12 protein-coding genes and 4 tRNA genes are annotated in these 15,379 nt (G+C 59.7%); 3 read left to right on the forward strand and 13 right to left on the reverse strand.

Annotation, left to right across the window (positions count from 1 at the left end; genetic code table 11):
• Positions 1 to 49: 49 nt before the first annotated feature.
• The 4 genes from leuB to leuC all read right to left on the reverse strand — a co-directional run bounded on the left by leuB (position 50) and on the right by leuC (position 4,164).
• Positions 50 to 1,132 carry a 3-isopropylmalate dehydrogenase gene (gene leuB / locus ACIP1X_RS06500; RefSeq protein WP_129394715.1) on the reverse strand — a complete coding sequence of 361 codons (1,083 nt, stop codon included), beginning with the start codon at positions 1,130 to 1,132 and terminating at the stop codon, positions 50 to 52.
• A gap of 54 nt (positions 1,133 to 1,186) precedes the next feature.
• The gene (locus ACIP1X_RS06505) at positions 1,187 to 1,954 is read right to left on the reverse strand and encodes a class I SAM-dependent methyltransferase (protein ID WP_400750451.1); all 768 of its coding nucleotides are present in this window, start codon (positions 1,952 to 1,954) and stop codon (positions 1,187 to 1,189) included.
• A 136-nt stretch (positions 1,955 to 2,090) separates the two neighbouring features.
• Entirely contained in the window at positions 2,091 to 2,735 is a 645-nt protein-coding gene (leuD, locus tag ACIP1X_RS06510) for a 3-isopropylmalate dehydratase small subunit (protein WP_236428489.1), read from the reverse strand.
• Between the two features lie 10 nt (positions 2,736 to 2,745).
• Positions 2,746 to 4,164: a 3-isopropylmalate dehydratase large subunit gene (leuC, locus tag ACIP1X_RS06515; protein ID WP_053118926.1), complete on the reverse strand. Its 1,419-nt coding sequence runs from the start codon at positions 4,162 to 4,164 to the stop codon at positions 2,746 to 2,748.
• A 147-nt stretch (positions 4,165 to 4,311) separates the two neighbouring features.
• Between leuC and ACIP1X_RS06520 the strand changes: the two genes are divergently transcribed.
• Both ACIP1X_RS06520 and ACIP1X_RS06525 read left to right on the forward strand, forming a co-directional pair.
• The gene (locus tag ACIP1X_RS06520; RefSeq protein ID WP_053118923.1) at positions 4,312 to 5,202 is read left to right on the forward strand and encodes a LysR family transcriptional regulator; all 891 of its coding nucleotides are present in this window, start codon (positions 4,312 to 4,314) and stop codon (positions 5,200 to 5,202) included.
• 69 nt (positions 5,203 to 5,271) lie between these two features.
• Complete coding sequence (locus ACIP1X_RS06525; RefSeq protein ID WP_053118921.1) at positions 5,272 to 8,550, forward strand: PAS domain S-box protein; 3,279 nt, start codon at positions 5,272 to 5,274, stop codon at positions 8,548 to 8,550.
• 58 nt (positions 8,551 to 8,608) lie between these two features.
• On the opposite strand, the gene ACIP1X_RS06530 is transcribed toward ACIP1X_RS06525, so the two are convergent.
• The 9 genes from ACIP1X_RS06530 to gltX all read right to left on the reverse strand — a co-directional run bounded on the left by ACIP1X_RS06530 (position 8,609) and on the right by gltX (position 14,060).
• Positions 8,609 to 9,568, reverse strand: a complete 960-nt coding sequence (locus ACIP1X_RS06530) for a tRNA-dihydrouridine synthase (protein WP_116031011.1) — start codon at positions 9,566 to 9,568, stop codon at positions 8,609 to 8,611.
• A 158-nt stretch (positions 9,569 to 9,726) separates the two neighbouring features.
• Positions 9,727 to 10,176, reverse strand: a complete 450-nt coding sequence (locus ACIP1X_RS06535) for an acyl-CoA thioesterase (protein WP_400750454.1) — start codon at positions 10,174 to 10,176, stop codon at positions 9,727 to 9,729.
• 45 nt (positions 10,177 to 10,221) lie between these two features.
• Entirely contained in the window at positions 10,222 to 11,055 is an 834-nt protein-coding gene (locus ACIP1X_RS06540) for an alpha/beta fold hydrolase (RefSeq protein ID WP_212544403.1), read from the reverse strand.
• A gap of 30 nt (positions 11,056 to 11,085) precedes the next feature.
• Positions 11,086 to 11,625, reverse strand: a complete 540-nt coding sequence (locus ACIP1X_RS06545; RefSeq protein ID WP_053118906.1) for a TetR/AcrR family transcriptional regulator — start codon at positions 11,623 to 11,625, stop codon at positions 11,086 to 11,088.
• A 181-nt stretch (positions 11,626 to 11,806) separates the two neighbouring features.
• Positions 11,807 to 11,882 (reverse strand) — tRNA-Glu (locus ACIP1X_RS06550).
• Between the two features lie 79 nt (positions 11,883 to 11,961).
• Positions 11,962 to 12,037, reverse strand: a tRNA-Ala gene (locus tag ACIP1X_RS06555).
• Positions 12,038 to 12,089: 52 nt separating this feature from the next.
• Positions 12,090 to 12,165, reverse strand: a tRNA-Glu gene (locus ACIP1X_RS06560).
• Positions 12,166 to 12,245: 80 nt separating this feature from the next.
• Positions 12,246 to 12,321: transfer RNA gene (locus tag ACIP1X_RS06565), tRNA-Ala, on the reverse strand.
• Positions 12,322 to 12,578: 257 nt separating this feature from the next.
• A complete protein-coding gene (gene gltX / locus ACIP1X_RS06570; protein WP_400750457.1) occupies positions 12,579 to 14,060 on the reverse strand; it encodes a glutamate--tRNA ligase in 1,482 nt (493 codons plus the stop codon).
• Positions 14,061 to 14,289: 229 nt separating this feature from the next.
• Between gltX and ACIP1X_RS06575 the strand changes: the two genes are divergently transcribed.
• Positions 14,290 to 15,339, forward strand: a complete 1,050-nt coding sequence (locus ACIP1X_RS06575) for an HlyD family secretion protein (protein WP_400750460.1) — start codon at positions 14,290 to 14,292, stop codon at positions 15,337 to 15,339.
• Positions 15,340 to 15,379: the final 40 nt, after the last annotated feature.

Genomic DNA, 15,379 nt, shown 5'->3' on the forward strand with positions numbered 1-15,379 from the left:
GAAAAGTGGGCCGCTGCTTTGTATTGAATTTCGCAGCGGGCCCGAGAGATTACAGATTCCGCAGCGCGGCGACTACTGCGTCGCCCATTTCCTGCGTACCGACTTTGGTGCAACCGGCCGAATAGATGTCGCCCGTGCGCAGACCCTGGTCGAGCACGACGCTGACGGCTTTTTCGATGGCATCAGCCGCATCCTGCAGATTGAAGCTGTAACGCAGCATCATCGACACCGACAGAATGGTCGCCAACGGATTGGCAATGCCTTTGCCAGCGATGTCCGGAGCGGAACCGTGGCAAGGCTCGTACATGCCTTTGTTGTTGGTGTCCAGCGACGCCGACGGCAGCATGCCGATGGAACCGGTGAGCATCGACGCCTGATCGGACAGGATGTCGCCGAACATGTTGTCGGTGACGATCACGTCGAACTGCTTCGGCGCGCGCACCAGTTGCATCGCGGCGTTGTCGACGTACATGTGGCTCAGTTCGACCTGCGGGTAATCCTTGGCCACTTCTTCAACGATTTCACGCCACAGTTGGCTGGACGCCAGCACGTTGGCCTTGTCCACCGAGCAGAGCTTTTTGCCACGCACCATGGCCATGTCGAAACCGACGCGGGCGATGCGGCGGATTTCGCTTTCGCTGTACGGCAGCGTGTCGTAGGACTGACGCTCGCCGTTTTCCAGTGTACGGGTGCCGCGTGGCGCGCCGAAGTAGATGCCACCGGTCAACTCGCGAACGATGAGGATGTCCAGACCGGCAACGATTTCCGGCTTCAGGCTCGAAGCCTCAGCCAGTTGCGGGTACAGAATCGCCGGACGCAGGTTGCCGAACAGGCCCAGTTGCGCACGGATTTTCAGCAGGCCGCGCTCAGGGCGGATATCACGTTCGATGGTGTCCCATTTCGGGCCACCGACGGCGCCCAGCAGTACGGCATCGGCAGCGCGGGCACGGTCGAGGGTTTCGTCGGCCAATGGCACGCCGTGCTTGTCGATGGCCGCGCCACCGATCAGGTCATGGCTCAGCTCGAAGCCCAGGCTGTATTTGTCGTTGGCCAGTTCCAGCACCTTGACCGCTTCGGCCATGATTTCCGGACCAATACCGTCACCTGGGAGAATCAGAATCTGCTTGCTCATGCTTTCCTCGTGTCTTCAGTCGGTGCGCCATCTGAGGCGCGCCCGGAAAAATTCTTAGCGCTCAGCCATCAATACGATTACATCTGTACTGAACGAGCCGTCGGCATCAATCTCAAAATATTCGCGCACTTCGTTGCCCATCGACTGCTGCAACTGGCGGATCGCGGCGCGCATCACTTCGGGGGTGCGCATGCGCTCAACCCAGGTGGTGTACTCCAGACGCAGGCGCTGACGCGTAGTGCTACGCACATGCAACCCGGCCTCGCTGACCTGGCGCAGCCATTCAGCGGCAGAATAATCGCGCACATGGCTGGTGTCGCGCAGCACTTCGACGCTTTGCAGGTAAGTGTCGAACAACGGACTGCCCGGTGACAACACGTCAACGAACGCCGCCACACCGCCCGGCTTCAGCACCCGACGCACTTCGCGCAGGGCTACACCGAGATCGCTCCAGTGATGCGCCGAATAACGGCTGAACACGAAGTCGAACTCGCCATCGGCAAACGGCAGACGCTCGGCGGCACCGTTGACCGTGGCAATGTTGCCGATACCGCGATCAATCGCAGCGGCGGCGACCACGTCGAGCATTTGCTGCGACAGGTCGTAGGCGACCACTTCCTTGACCAGCGATGCCACGTGAAAACTGACGTGACCGGCGCCGCAACCCAAGTCCAGCACACGAGCCTCGCCCTGCCCGGCCAGTTGAGCCTGTAGCAGCGCGAATTCGGTGCCTTGAGCGTGAACGGCGCTGCTCAGGTAGGCGGCGGCCTGCTCACCGAATTGCTTTTGTACGACCTGGGTGTGTTGGGCGGTGCTGGTCATGGTCACATCCTGTATTTGCGTTGTTTGGGCTGGCCCCTTCGCGAGCAGGCTCGCTCCCACATTTGAAATGCATTCCCCTGTGGGAGCGAGCTTGCTCGCGAAGAGGCCAGCCCTGACTACATCAATCTCAAATCAATCACGCGTCGCGGAACAACCACGGCTGGCTTACGCGGTGCTTCGCTTCAAACGTCGCAATCGCATCACCGTCCTGCAAGGTCAGCCCGATATCGTCCAGACCGTTCAACAGGCAATGCTTGCGAAACGCATCAATCTCAAAGCTGTACACCTTGCCATTCGGGCTGGTCACGGTCTGCGCTTGCAGATCGACCTGCAATTGATAACCCGGCTCAGCCTCAACCTGCTTGAACAACTCATCAACCTCAGCGTCGCTCAAGATGATCGGCAACAAGCCGTTCTTGAAGCTGTTGTTGAAGAAAATGTCGGCATAGCTCGGCGCGATGATGCTGCGGAACCCGTATTCTTCCAGCGCCCACGGCGCGTGTTCACGGCTGGAACCGCAACCGAAGTTCTCACGGGCCAACAAGACGCTGGCGCCTTGATAACGCTCGGCGTTGAGGACGAAATCCTTGTTCAGCGGACGCTTGGAGTTGTCCTGATACGGTTGCCCGACATCAAGGTAACGCCATTCGTCGAACAGGTTCGGGCCGAAACCGGTGCGCTTGATCGACTTCAAAAACTGTTTCGGAATGATTTGGTCAGTGTCGACGTTGGCACGATCCAAAGGCGCGACAAGACCAGTGTGCTGAGTAAAAGCTTTCATGCTGCGCTCCTTAAATCAATTCGCGAACGTCGATGAAACGACCGTTCACCGCTGCCGCCGCCGCCATGGCCGGGCTGACGAGGTGGGTACGGCCACCGGCGCCCTGACGGCCTTCGAAGTTACGGTTGGAGGTCGAGGCGCAATGCTCGCCGGACTCCAAACGATCCGGGTTCATCGCCAGGCACATCGAGCAACCCGGCTCACGCCATTCGAAACCGGCTTCAAGGAAAATCTTGTCGAGACCTTCGGCCTCTGCCTGCGCCTTAACCAGACCCGAACCCGGCACCACGATCGCTTGCTTGATGGTTGAGGCAACTTTACGACCCTTGGCGATCACCGCCGCAGCACGCAAGTCTTCAATGCGCGAGTTGGTGCAGGAGCCGATAAACACGCGATCCAGCTGAATGTCGGTGATCGCCTGATTGGCGGTCAAACCCATATATTTCAAGGCACGGACGATCGAGTCGCGTTTGACCAGATCCATCTCTTTGGCTGGATCCGGCACGTTCTGATCAACGGCCAAAACCATCTCAGGCGAAGTGCCCCAGCTGACTTGCGGCTTGATCTGCGTAGCGTCGAGCTCAACCACGGTGTCGAACCTGGCGTCGGCGTCGGACACCAGATCTTTCCAGGACTCGACGGCCATGTCCCATTCCGCGCCTTTCGGAGCGAATGGACGGCCCTTCACGTAGTCGACAGTCTTCTGATCCGCTGCCACCAAACCTACGCGGGCGCCGGCTTCGATGGACATGTTGCAGATGGTCATGCGGCCTTCAACGGACAAATCGCGGATCGCGCTGCCAGCGAATTCGATGGCGTGGCCGTTACCGCCGGCGGTGCCGATTTTGCCGATCACCGCGAGGACGATGTCCTTGGCGGTCACGCCGAACGGCAATTGCCCTTCAACGCGCACCAGCATGTTTTTCATTTTCTTGGCGACCAGGCACTGTGTGGCGAGCACGTGCTCAACCTCGGAGGTGCCGATACCGTGCGCCAAAGCGCCGAATGCGCCGTGGGTCGAGGTGTGCGAGTCGCCGCAGACCACGGTCATGCCCGGCAAGGTCGCGCCCTGCTCCGGGCTGATCACGTGGACGATGCCTTGGCGGACGTCGTTCATCTTGAACTCGACAATGCCGTATTCATCGCAGTTGTCGTCGAGGGTCTGAACCTGCAAACGCGAGACCTGATCGGCAATGGCTTCAATGCCGCCCTTGCGCTCTGGGGTGGTCGGTACGTTGTGATCCGGGGTCGCGATGTTGGCATCGATGCGCCAAGGCTTGCGCCCGGCCAGACGCAGACCTTCAAAGGCTTGCGGCGAAGTCACTTCGTGAATGATGTGACGATCGATGTAGATCAGCGCCGAGCCATCGTCGCGCTGCTTGACCAAATGCGAATCCCAGAGCTTGTCGTAGAGCGTTTTGCCGGCCATCAGACGGTTCCTCATCAGCTTGTTTCTATGCCCCGGGCCTTGAACGTTTCAATAACCCTTTGGCTTGTGAGGTCGATCCTATGGGGTTACATTAAATAACTCAAATTCATATTTTTTATGCTTTGGATAACCAACTGGAATACCACCATGGATCTGGCCAACCTCAACGCTTTTATTGCCATCGCCGAGACCGGCAGCTTCTCCGGCGCCGGCGAACGGTTGCACCTGACGCAGCCGGCCATCAGCAAACGTATCGCCGGTCTGGAGCAGCAACTGAAGGTGCGTCTGTTTGATCGCCTCGGCCGGGAAGTCGGCCTGACCGAAGCCGGCCGCGCCCTGCTGCCACGGGCCTACCAGATTCTCAACGTGCTCGATGACACCCGCCGCGCGCTGACCAACCTGACCGGTGAAGTCAGCGGCCGGCTGACCCTGGCGACCAGTCACCACATCGGCTTGCACCGTTTGCCGCCGTTATTAAGGGAGTTCACCCGCCGTTACCCACAGGTCGCGCTGGATATTCAGTTCCTCGATTCGGAAGTGGCCTACGAAGAAATTCTCCATGGCCGCGCCGAGTTGGCGGTGATCACCCTGGCGCCGGAGCCGCACGCGCTGGTCAAAGCCACGCCGGTGTGGGACGACCCGCTGGATTTCGTGGTCGCCCCGGAGCATTCGCTGATCAGCAACGGCGCCGTCAGCCTGGCGGACATTGCCGGCCATCCGGCGGTTTTCCCCGGTGGCAACACATTTACTCACCATATTGTCCAACGACTGTTCGAGGCTCAGGGCCTGACGCCGAACATCGCCATGAGCACCAACTATCTGGAAACCATCAAGATGATGGTCTCGATCGGCCTGGCCTGGAGCGTGCTGCCGCGCACGATGCTCGATGATCAGGTGGCAAGCATCGCTTTGCCGGGCATACAGCTGCGGCGCCAGCTAGGCTATATCTTGCACACTGAACGGACGCTATCGAACGCGGCTCGCGCCTTTATGGCCTTGCTGGACGCACAAATCGATCTGCCAGGGACTCTCGGCTGACTTGTGCTACTCCTATAGAGCCGCGTTTCCCTGTGCCTAACGCATAAACCAGCTCAAGGCCCGTAACCAATGCCGAAATCTGTTGACCGTATCCCGCCGATGCCGCGCATTCAGGCAATTGATCCACGGCATTCCGAGCAGAGCTGGGAAAGTGCGCCGCAATTGCTCGCGGCGCTCAACGGCGCCCGGCTCGGCGCCTGGTATTGGGACATCGAGCGCGGGCAGATCAGTTGGTCGCGGGGCACGCAGGCATTGTTCGGCTTCGATCCACGCCAGCCGCTGCCGGCCGACCTTGAATACCTCGATTTATTGCCTCCGGAAGACCGCGCGAAAACCGTGCGCGCCTTCCACGCGGTGATTGCCGGTGCGCCGCTGGAGCAAGCGATGCACCACCGCATCCAATGGCCCGACGGCAGCCTGCACTGGCTGGAGATCAGCGGCAGTCTGCTGCCGGACAAAAACGGCCGCCCCCGAATGATCGGGGTGATTCGCGAAATCACCCACCAGCGCCAACGCGAGCAAGCGCTGAGCAGCTCGGAGAAACGTTTCGCGACACTATTTCACCTATGCCCCAACATGGTTTTGCTCACCCGCCAGGAAGATGGCTTGATCAGCGAGGCCAATCAGTATTTTGAAAGCCTGTTCGGCTGGCCGGTACAGAGCGCCATCGGCCGCACCACGCTGGAACTCGGTTTGTGGGTGCATCCCGAACAACGCGCCGAACTGGTCAAAAAGACCAACACCAAAGGCGAACTGATCGCCATGGAAGTGCAGTTCCGTGCGAGCAACGGCCAGATCCACGACGGCATTCTCAGCGCGCAGAAGGTCGAACTCGAAGGCCAGCCGTATCTGCTCAGTACCTTCCTCGACACCACCGAACGCAAAGCCGCCGAACACGCGCTGAAGGACAGCCAGGAACGTCTCGATCTGGCGTTGGACTCGGCGCAACTCGGCACCTGGGATTGGCACATCCCCAGCGGCATGCTTTACGGCTCGGCGCGCGCCGCGCAGTTACACGGGCTTGAAGCGAAACCGTTCCATGAATCGTTTGACGAGTTTTTCGAAGGCGTGCCCGGCGAAGAACGCGACAGCATGCGCGACGCCTACCGCAGCCTGCGCGAAGGCCCGGCAGGCAATTATCAACTGACCTATCGCGTGCAACTGCCGGACGGCAGCTCGCGCTATCTGGAAAGCCGCGCTCGCCTCTACCGCGACGACAACGGCGCGCCGCTGCGCATGGCCGGCACGTTGCTCGACATCACCGATCAGGTTGAGCGAGAGCAGCGCCTGGTCGCCTCAGAAGAAAAATTCGCCACGCTGTTTCAGGTCAGCCCCGACCCGATCTGCGTCACGCGCCAGGACAGCGGCGAGTTCATCGAGATCAATAACAGCTTTACCCAGACTTTCGGCTGGAGTGCCGGCGACGTGATTGGCCACACTGCCGAAGAAATCGGCCTGTGGGACGCTTCGGCAAAAAGTCTGCAACGCATCGAACGGGTAATTCGCGAACAGGGCCTGAGCAACGTCGCGATCATCGTTCAGCACAAGGACGGCCAGTCGCTGACCTGTGTGATTTCCAGCCGGCAGATCAGCGTCGGCGATCAACCGTGCATCGTCACCACCCTGCGCGACATTACTCAGCAGCAACGCTCGGAAGCCGCACTGAAGGCCAGCGAAGAGAAATTCGCCAAGGCGTTTCACTCAAGCCCCGACGCGATCACCATCACCGAACGTGATTCCGGGCGCTATCTGGAAGTTAACGACGGCTTCTGCCGGCTTACCGGTTATCGCGCTGAAGAGGTCGTCGGTAAAACCGTGTATCAGGTCGGCATCTGGGCTGAGGAGAAACAGCGCTCGGCGCTACTCGCCGAGTTACAAATCAAGGGCCGCGTGCACCATCAGGAAATGCTTGGGCGCAACAAGCGCGGGGAAATGCTCACGGTCGAAGTCTCGGTCGAGCCGATCACCCTCAATGAAACCGCGTGCCTACTGCTGACCGCCCGCGACGTCAGTCTGCTGAAAAATGCCGAAGCACAAATTCGCCACTTGGCTTACCACGACCCACTGACCAACCTGCCCAACCGCGCCTTGCTGATGGATCGCCTGAGCCAGCAGATCGCCCTGCTCAAGCGCCATAACCTGCGCGGTGCGCTGCTGTTTCTCGACCTCGACCACTTTAAACACATCAACGATTCCCTCGGCCATCCGGTCGGCGACACGGTGTTGAAGATCATCACCGCGCGCCTCGAAGCCAGCGTGCGCATGGAAGACACCGTCGCGCGCCTCGGCGGTGATGAGTTCGTGGTGCTGCTCAGCGGTCTGGAAGGTTCGCGCAACGAAGTCAGTGCGCAAGTGCGCGAACTGGCCGACACCATCCGCGAATTGCTTTCGGAACCGATGTTCCTCGATGGCCAGCGCCTGCAGGTGACGCCGAGCATCGGTGTGGCGCTGATTCCCGATCACGGCTCGACCCCGACCGATCTGCTCAAACGCGCCGACATCGCGCTGTATCGGGCCAAGGATTCCGGGCGCAACACCACGCAGATGTACCACAACACCATGCAGAAAGCGGCCAGCGAGCGGCTGCGCATGGAGACCGATTTGCGTCTGGCGCTGTCGCGCGGTGAATTCAACGTGCACTTCCAGCCGCAGATCGATGCCCGCAACAACCAGATCATCGGCGCCGAAGCGCTGGTGCGCTGGAACCACCCGGAACTCGGCGCGCAATCGCCCACCGAATTCATCAAGGTTCTGGAAGACAGCGGCCTGATTCTCGAAGTCGGCACGTGGATCCTCGACGAAGCCTGCGACGCCTTCAAACAGCTGATCGGACTGAAACTGGTCGACCCGCTCAACTTCAGCCTGTGCGTGAACATCAGCCCGCGCCAGTTCCGCCAGAACGACTTCGTCGAACGCATCGAACACAGCATGATCAGCCACGGCTTGCCCTGCTCGCTGCTGAAACTGGAAATCACCGAAGGCATCGTCATCCAGAACCTGGAAGACACCATCAGCAAAATGCGCCGCCTGAAAAAACTCGGCGTAAGCTTCGCCATGGACGATTTCGGAACCGGTTATTCGTCGCTGACGTACCTCAAGCGCTTGCCGGTCGACACGCTGAAAATCGATCAGTCGTTTATCCGTGATGCGACAACGGATCCGAACGATGCCGAAATCATCCGCGCAATCGTGGCGATGGCGCGCAGCCTGGAGCTGGAGGTGATCGCCGAAGGGGTGGAGACGCCGGAGCAGTTGGCGTTTTTGCAGGGATTAGGTTGCCATTTGTATCAGGGTTATCTGCACAGCCGGCCGGTGGCGCTGGATGATTTGAAGGTGTTGCTGGAATAGCGGACACAAAAAAGGGCGCCGTTGGCGCCCTTTTTTTATAAGCCCGTTTGCAGTTTTTTCAGGCGGCTTCGGCAACCGGCAAACCCAGCAAACGCGAAACATGATCCGGCTCGGTCTCACGACGCAGCACGGTAAACAGTTCGGTCGCCTCAGGATAATTGCGCGTCAGCATCGCCAGCCATTGCTTCAAACGGCCCGGCGATTGGCGAGCGGTCATCTGTGCTTTGGCTTGCAACCAGAAGTCCTGAATCAGCGGCATCAGTTCCGCCCAAGTCATCTCGACGACTTCTTCACCGGCACGGGCAGCGGCGATTTGTTTGGCCAGATCGGGGCGCGACACCAGACCGCGACCGAGCATGATGTCTTCGACGCCGCTGATTTCGCGGCAGCGGCGCCAGTCTTCGACGCTCCAGATATCGCCATTGGCGAACACCGGCACCTTGACCACGTCCTGCACGCGCGGGATCCACTCCCAGTGCGCCGGCGGTTTGTAGCCGTCCATTTTGGTTCGCGCGTGAACCACGATGTGTTCGGCGCCGCCTTCGGCCAATGCCGTGGCGCAAACCAGCGAACCGTCCGGGCTGTCGAAGCCGAGGCGCATTTTTGCGGTCACCGGAATGTGTGCAGGTACAGCACGGCGCACGTGTTCGACGATCTGGTTGAGCAGCTCGGGCTCCTTCAGCAGCACGGCGCCGCCACGGGATTTGTTCACGGTCTTGGCCGGGCAGCCGAAGTTGAGGTCGATCACTTCGGAGCCGAGTTCGCAGGCCAGCGCAGCGTTTTCCGCCAGGCACACCGGGTCGGAACCGAGCAATTGCACGCGCAGGGGCACGCCGGAAGCGGTGCGGGCGCCGTTGAGCAGCTCGGGGCCGAACTTGTGGAAGTACGCCGGGGTGAGCAACTGGTCGTTGACCCGAATGAATTCGGTCACGCACCAGTCGATGCCGCCAACGCGGGTCAGCACGTCGCGGAGGATGTCGTCGACCAACCCCTCCATGGGCGCCAGAGCAATTTGCATGGGGAAAACACTACTTAAGGAAAAAACGTGCGGCAGTTTACTGGATATCGCACAAATCCGCAGATCCCTGTGGGAGCGGGCTTGCTCGCGAAAGCGGTGGATCAGTTAAATGAATGTTGACTGACACGACGCCTTCGCGAGCAAGCCCGCTCCCACATTTAGATATTTGCTGACTCGGGAGACTGGATCGCAGGGCCATAGCCTTCGATAAACTCGGCCGGCATGCGTTTGGGTTTGCCGGTCGACAGTTCGATGCAGACAAACGTGGTTTGCGCGCGCAGCAGCGTGGTGTTGTCGCTCGGGCGGATCAACTGAAAGTGCCGGGTCATCTTCAAGCGCTGATCCCAATCGACAATCCACGTTGCCAGCTGCAACTCGTCGCCTTCATAAGCCGCTGCCAGATAATCGATCTCGTGGCGCACCACGGCCATCGCCCGATCCAGTCGCCGATATTCAACCAGATCCAGCCCCAGACGCTGCGAGTGGCGCCAGGCGCAGCGTTCGAGCCACGTTACGTAGACCGCGTTGTTCGCGTGGCCCAGCCCGTCGATGTCTTCGGCGCCTACTTGCAGATCAATGGTAAACGGCGTTGCCCGATCCCAGCCCATGCCCCACTCCCGGTCAGTTATTCAACCGGGGCAGTGTAACGGAGCTCACGCCGATTGGCGCGCCTGAAGGCTACGGCCGGCGAGCAGTGATAACACCCCATCAATCACGCGCGGGTCGGCGAGCACGCGCTGATGACCACCGCCCTCAAGGCGCAGCAGACGGCTGTCGAACCAGGATTCGTGGATCAACTGCGACTCTTTGACCGAGACGAAGTTATCGTCCTCGGCGTGCACGATCAGGCCGGGCATATCCAGTTGATAGTGGGCAACGTCAAGGGTCGCGGCGCGCATGCCGACGTCCTGCTCGACCTGACGGATGAAAGCCGAACGTGCTCGCGGTGGCATGCCCATGTAGCGAGCGAATCCGCGCAACACACCAAGAATGCGTGCCGGCGCGGCGATGCTGACGAGGGTTTCGGTGCGCAAGCCCAATTGCACGGCGAGCATGGCGCTGGCGCCGCCCATGGAGTGACCGATGACCGCTTGCAGCGGCGGCAATTCGGCGGCAGCTTCGAGCATGGCGCGGGCGAACAGGACGACGTTGGCTTCACGCCCCGGTGAGCGGCCGTGTGCCGGCCCATCGAGCGCAACGACGGTGTAACCGGCATCGACGAGCGCCGTGATCAGCGCGGCGAACTGGGTGGGCCGCCCTTCCCAACCGTGCATCAACAGCACCGCAGGGCCTTGGCCCCAGCGCAATGCCGAGAGGCCAAAACGCAAGGTGATGCGCTCGGCACTGGCCAACATCGGCAATTCCCAATCACGCAGTGGCAACGCGCGCGGCGTCATGAACGCCAGGCGCATTTTGCTCGCCACTAATTTCGGTGCAAACCAGCCTAAGGTGCCATTAACGCCACGAACCCATTTCAACGTGCTCATCGCTCTCTCCTCAGGCGTGTTGCCTTCAGGTCAACGCACCGCCGACTTGGCAGCGCGCAGCAATCGATCGGATAAATCTCCAGGGCCGAGCGCTCTTGCGAGTGCCAGACCACCCACCATCAAGGCCACGTCAGCCAGGGCTTTGTCGGTGTCCTCAGGGCTGGACGCCAACTGCGCAATCATCAATTCCAGGTGTTCGTTCAGCGCGATGCGGAACGATTCCGGCAGACGCCCCAGCTCACCGATCGACGCCGGAATCGGGCAGGCCGCTTCGCTGGAGTCACGGTGCTTGCGCGACAGGTAGAACGCAGCAACCAGCGCGCGGCGTTCTTCACCGGTCAGTTCGGCATCCATGTCGGCAATCAGGTCGCGGCGGCGGCCAAGCAGCTGTTTGAACGCTTCAAGCATCATCGCGTCCTTGCTTTCGAAGTGCGCGTAGAAGCCGCCAACCGTCAGGCCGGCTGCGCCCATCACTTCGCCCACGCTAGGGTCTGCCGGGCCGCGCTGGATCAGTGCAGCGCTGGCAGCCTTGAGGATGCGTTCGCGGGTTTGAGCTTTTTTATCGTTCATCGTTGCCTCCGAATATTACGACTAGAATATTATTCGCATAATAATATTCTGCAAGTCAAGGATATGACCGCTGGTCTGAAGCACAGTTTAGGAAATAGGAGAATTGGCCAAACGCCAGACAAACAAAAGGGCCATTCAATAATTGAATGACCCTTATAAAATCCCGCAGAGCGGGTAATCGTGGCGTCCCCTAGGGGACTCGAACCCCTGTTACCGCCGTGAAAGGGCGGTGTCCTAGGCCACTAGACGAAGGGGACACAAACCTTCTATACAACTGATCAGTGCTGAGTGCTGATCGATTCAAGGCCGGTGTGGCCAGACCTTGAACTGTAAAATTGGTGGAGCTTAGCGGGATCGAACCGCTGACCTCCTGCATGCCATGCAGGCGCTCTCCCAGCTGAGCTAAAGCCCCGATTTATCGCCTCGCGGCGGAGTGACATCTTGCAACATCACTTCTGTAAAACTGGCGTCCCCTAGGGGACTCGAACCCCTGTTACCGCCGTGAAAGGGCGGTGTCCTAGGCCACTAGACGAAGGGGACGCAAACCCTTCTATACAACAGACCAACACTGAGTGCTGATCGCTTCAAGGCCGGTGTGGCCAGACCTCGAAGTGTAAAATTGGTGGAGCTAAACGGGATCGAACCGTTGACCTCCTGCATGCCATGCAGGCGCTCTCCCAGCTGAGCTATAGCCCCTCATCGTTGATGTCATCGCTGAGGACGGGGCGAATCTTAAGGGCGTATCGAAAGCCTGTCAAACTTATTTTTGAAAAATTTCAAAGTTTTTCGTCGGCATAACAATCACTTACCGCCCTCCCCCCGTAAATTCGGGACTCGGGATGTCACACAGACCTGTAGGAGCTGCCGCAGGCTGCGATCTTTTGACTTTATCTTTTGAAAACAAGATCAAGAGATCGCAGCCTTCGGCAGCCCCTACAGGGAAGGCAAAGCGTTTAGGCGATAGCGGCCAGGAGCTTTTCCCACTCTTTGTTTTCTTTCTTCGACACACCGCCCAGCAGGTCAATCGCCTGACGCAGACGGAAGCGGGTCAGATCCGGGCCAATGATTTCCATCGCATCGAGCACCGACACCGAGCTTGCCTGACCAGTGATTGCCGCAAACATCAGCGGCATCGCGTCACGCAGTTTCAATTCCAGCGATTCAACCACTGCCTGAATCGTCGCGGTGATGTTGTCCTTCTCCCACTGACGCAGGCTTTCCAGTTTCCACAGGATCAACTGCATCAACTGACGAACCTGATCGCCCGAGAGCTTTTTCGATTCGAACAGTTTGGCATCCGGATTGACGCCACCAGCGAAGAAGAATCCGCCCAGCGGTGCAACCTGGCTGAAGGTTTCAACGCGGCCCTGCACCAGCGGCGCGATCTTCATCATGTATTCCGGGTTCAACGCCCAGGTCTGCATGCGGCTGGCGAACTCTTCCACCGGCAGATCACGCAGCCACTGGCCGTTGAGCCACGACAGCTTCTCGATGTCGAAGATCGGCCCGCCGAGCGAGACACGCTTGAGGTCGAAGTTGTCGACCATTTCCTGCAGCGAGAACTTCTCGCGCTCGTCCGGCATCGACCAGCCCATGCGGCCGAGGTAGTTGAGCATCGCTTCCGGCATGAAGCCCATGCGCTCGTAGAACGTCACCGAAGTCGGGTTCTTGCGCTTGGACAACTTGCTCTTGTCCGGGTTACGCAGCAGCGGCATGTAGCACAGCTCTGGTTGTTCCCAGCCGAAGTACTCATAAAGCAGAATCAGTTTTGGTGCCGATGGCAGCCACTCTTCGCCGCGCAGCACGTGGGTGATGCCCATCAGGTGATCGTCGACCACGTTGGCGAGGAAGTACGTCGGCAAGCCGTCGGTCTTCATCAGCACTTGCATGTCCATGCGATCCCACGGGATCTCGACGTCGCCACGGAGCATGTCCGGCACCACGCAAACGCCTTCGCTCGGCACTTTCATGCGGATCACGTGGGGTTCGCCAGCGGCCAGACGGGCCGCGACTTCTTCTTTCGACAGCAGCAGCGCGCGGCCGTCGTAGCGTGGCGTTTCACCGCGAGCCATTTGCTCGGCGCGCATCTGATCGAGTTCTTCAGCGGTGCAGAAGCATGGGAACGCATGACCCATGTCGACCAGTTGCTGGCAGTACTTCTGGTAGATGTCGCCGCGCTCGCTCTGGCGATACGGGCCGTGCGGGCCGCCAACGTCCGGGCCTTCGCTCCAGTCGATGCCCAACCAGCGCAGGGCGTCGAAGATCTGCTGTTCGGACTCGCGGGTCGAACGCAACTGGTCGGTGTCTTCGATCCGCAGGATGAACTCACCGCCGTGCTGCTTGGCAAAGCAGTAGTTGAACAATGCGATGTAAGCGGTACCTACGTGGGGATCCCCGGTAGGCGATGGCGCGATGCGAGTGCGGACGGTGGTCATGGCATGTCTCGAAAATAATGAAAAGCAAAACAATCAAGCGGCGAATGGTAACAGGCGACACCCGCCCCGCTCCAGCGGGCAGGGCATTTAAGCCAAGTTTGCGTCTGTAAGGCCCGTAAGCCGTGATGAATAGCGGAATATCAGCAGATGGCATTTACCGTTTATCGGCTGTATGCCAAATTTGCCTGCTGATAACTTTCCTTACAATTCCTCGACTACAGTTTGCCCCATGCCTGCCCAACTCAAGCGTCGCCTGTTTATTTTCCTGCTGCTCGTCCTGCTGATTGCCGGGGGCTTCTTCGCCCACTGGTTTTTCAAGGGACGCTTTTATGAAAGCACCGACAACGCCTATGTCCAGGGTGAGATCACTCGTGTGTCGAGCCAATTGGGCGCGCGCATCGATGAAGTGCTGGTGCAGGACAATCAGCACGTGGAAAAAGGCCAGTTGCTGGTACGCCTCGAACCGAATGATTTCCGTCTGGCGGTAGACCGCGCGAATGCCGCCCTCGCCACCCGCGAAGCCGAACGCCTGCAAGCGCAAAGCAAACTGACCCAGCAATCGAGCCTGATCGCCGCCAGCGATGCGCAAGTAGCGACTACACAAGCCACGCTTGGCCGCTCGCAGATGGATTTGTCGCGCGCTGAAACCCTGCGCAAACCCGGCTACGTGTCCGAAGAGCGCGTGACCACCCTCTCCGCCGACGCCCACATTGCTCGCTCGCAAGTGGCTAAAGCACAGGCTGACGCGCAAGGTCAGCGTCAGCAGGTCAACGCCCTGAACGCTGAAATCAAACGCCTCGACGCACAGATCGCCAACGCTCACGCCGATATCGCTCAGGCCGAACTCAACCTGACCCGCAGCGAAATCCACGCGCCGATCAGCGGCCTCGTTGGCCAGCGTGCCGCGCGCAACGGCCAAGTGGTGCAGGCCGGCGCCTATCTGTTGTCGATCGTTCCGGACGAAGACATCTGGGTGCAGGCCAACTTCAAGGAAACTCAGATCGGCCATATGCAGCCGGGACAACAAGCCGAGCTGACCTTCGATGCCTATGGCGACACGCCGATCGAAGCGCGGGTCGAGAGCCTGTTCGCCGCATCTGGCGCGCAGTTCAGCCTGCTGCCACCGGACAACGCCACCGGCAACTTCACCAAAGTCGTGCAACGGATTCCGGTGAAACTGACCTTCAAAGCCGATAACCCGCTGCACGGCAAAATCCGTCCGGGCATGTCGGTCACCGTCACTGTGAACATCAAAGACGCCCCTGAAGATGGCCGGTGATTCGCTGATCCGCCCGGTCGGCGAACCGACCCGGCGCGAT

This window comes from Pseudomonas sp. NPDC088885 (assembly GCF_044750025.1).
Lineage (GTDB): Bacteria > Pseudomonadota > Gammaproteobacteria > Pseudomonadales > Pseudomonadaceae > Aquipseudomonas > Aquipseudomonas rustica.